3 protein-coding genes are annotated in these 2,583 nt (G+C 49.6%); all 3 read left to right on the forward strand.

Features of this window, described 5'->3' with window-relative positions:
• Positions 1–274: 274 nt before the first annotated feature.
• Positions 275–661, forward strand: coding sequence for a glycine cleavage system protein GcvH (gene gcvH / locus ACTHUT_RS17760; protein WP_440419245.1), 387 nt, complete (start codon positions 275–277; stop codon positions 659–661).
• 107 nt (positions 662–768) lie between these two features.
• Complete coding sequence (locus tag ACTHUT_RS17765) at positions 769–1,320, forward strand: DNA-3-methyladenine glycosylase I (RefSeq protein WP_440419247.1); 552 nt, start codon at positions 769–771, stop codon at positions 1,318–1,320.
• A 55-nt stretch (positions 1,321–1,375) separates the two neighbouring features.
• A partial coding sequence (locus ACTHUT_RS17770) for a glycine dehydrogenase (protein ID WP_440419249.1) occupies positions 1,376–2,583 on the forward strand: 1,208 nt, incomplete at its 3' end.

Genomic DNA, 2,583 nt, shown 5'->3' on the forward strand with positions numbered 1-2,583 from the left:
GTATGTGAACCACATAATTGCTCAGATAATACCATTTATTTCTTAATTAATTCTAGAAAGTTGGTGGGAATTCAGTTTAAACGAAATGATAATGGATATTTAAACGTGATACGTTATGGCTCGCGTAGCCGAATAGAAGAAAATTATTTAATAAATTGGTATAAACGAGATCATTAAAAATAGGAAGCCTTATTGGAAAAACTGTGAAATAACCTGTCTGAGACATTATGATTCAGACGACTTTCAAGCCAAAAAACCAATGGAGAATCAAACCATGAGCAACAATATCCCAGTAGAACTGAAATACGTTGTCAGCCACGAATGGCTGCGCCTTGAAGAAGACGGTACCATCACCGTCGGCATTACCCACCACGCGCAAGAGCTGTTGGGCGACATCGTGTTTGTCGAGCTGCCTGAAGTCGGCGCGAACCTTGCCGCTGAAGAGCAAGCCGGTGTGGTTGAGTCTGTGAAAGCCGCATCTGACGTATACGCGCCGATTGCAGGCGAAGTCGTTGCCGTCAACGAAGATTTGCCAAGCGCTCCGGAAACTGCCAACAGCGACCCTTACGGCGCAGGCTGGTTCTTCAAAATCAAACCTGCCAACCCTGCCGATTACGACGGTCTGCTGACTGCCGAACAATACGCAGGCGAAGTAGCTTGATTTTTGCAAACATTCAAACAGGTTTTTCATCTGTTTGATATTGCAAGTCTTAGGTCGTCTGAAAAATGCTTTCAGACGGCCTTTGTTTCAATTTTTCCTCAGCAAACATGAATTACTGCGAATTTGTCGCCACGCTTCCCGACGATACGGACAACCCCAACAAACATTATCACGACACGCAATACGGTTTTCCGATTGAGGACGACAATGAATTGTTTGAGCGGCTGGTGTTGGAAATCAATCAGGCAGGATTAAGCTGGACGCTGATGCTGAAGAAGCAGCAGGCATTTCAGACGGCATTTAAAGGTTTTGACATCGATACGGTCGCCGCATTTGACGAAGCCGATATTGAGCGGTTGCTTGCCGATGCAGGCATCGTCCGCAACCGCCTGAAAATCAACGCAGCCATTTATAACGCGCGACAAATCAGACAAATACAGCAAGAATACGGCTCATTCAAAAACTGGCTGGATACTCACCATCCGCTCGACAAGGCTGAATGGGTGAAGCTGTTTAAAAAACATTTCAAATTTGTCGGCGGCGAAATCGTCGGCGAATTTCTGATGAGTACCGGGTACCTGCCCGGTGCGCATGTGGAAACCTGTCCGGTTTATAGGGAAATATTGGCATATCGTCCCAAGTGGGCTGAGGCCGTCTGAAACAACATCTGCAAGAAAAAACAGTGTTGATATCGATAACACCGAAGGAGTAGAAATGAAACTATCTGAATTGTTCAACCCCAACGAATTTGCCGCGCGTCATTTGAGCTTTGGCGACGAGGCTGCGCTTTTGGAAGCACTCGGCGAGAAGAGCATGGATGATTTTGTCGGCAATACCGTGCCGCAAAGCATCCGTATGCCGTCCGAACTCGACCTGCCCGAGGCTTTGACCGAGGCGGACGCGTTGGCGAAATTGAAAGGCATTGCGTCGAAAAACGTGATCAACAAGTCCTATATCGGCTTGGGCTATTACCCGACACGCGTACCGAACGTGATTTTGCGCAACGTATTGGAAAATCCGGGTTGGTACACCGCCTACACCCCGTATCAGGCGGAAATTGCCCAAGGTCGTTTGGAAGCTTTGTTGAACTTCCAACAAGTGTGTATCGATTTGACCGGTTTCCCTGTGGCAGGCGCGTCTTTGTTGGACGAGGCAACTGCCGCCGCTGAAGCGATGGCGATGGCGCACCGCGTGGGCAAAGTGAAATCCGAGCGTTTCTTTGTGGATGCGCGCGTGTATCCGCAAACTTTGGACGTGATGAAAACCCGCGCCAAATATTTCGACTTTGAACTGGTGGTCGGCGATTTTGCCCAAGCGGATGAAGGCGAATACTTCGGCGCGCTGCTCCAATACGTCGGCAAAGACGGCGATGTGCAAGATTTGCAGGATGTTATCGGCCGTCTGAAAGCAAAAGGCACAATCGTTGCCGTTGCCGCAGATATCATGAGCTTGGTTTTGCTGAAATCTCCTGCCGAATTGGGCGCGGATATTGCTTTGGGCAACACCCAACGCTTCGGCGTGCCGATGGGCTTCGGTGGTCCGCATGCCGCTTATTTCGCGTTTAAAGACGAGTTCAAACGTTCTGCCCCGGGCCGTATCATCGGCGTATCCAAAGACGCATCGGGCAAACCTGCCTTGCGCATGGCTTTGTCCACCCGCGAGCAACACATCCGCCGCGAAAAAGCGACATCCAATATTTGTACCGCACAGGCATTGCTGGCAAACTTGGCCGGTATGTATGCCGTTTACCACGGCCCTGAAGGTGTGAAACGCATTGCCAACCGTATCCATGCGTTGGCTTCTGCCTTTGCCGATGCGCTGGTTTCAGACGGCCTGAATGTGGTTCACAAAGTCTTCTTCGATACCGTTACCGTTGATTTCGGCAGCAAAGAGAAAGCAGACCAAGTGTTTGCCGCTGCTTT

The organism is Neisseria sp. P0022.S010, from assembly GCF_051956635.1.

Coding starts and splice junctions, on each gene's coding strand:
- gcvH (WP_440419245.1), top strand. CDS start 275: ATGAGCAACAATATCCCAGTAGAACTGAAATACGTTGTCAGCCACGAA.
- ACTHUT_RS17765 (WP_440419247.1), top strand. CDS start 769: ATGAATTACTGCGAATTTGTCGCCACGCTTCCCGACGATACGGACAAC.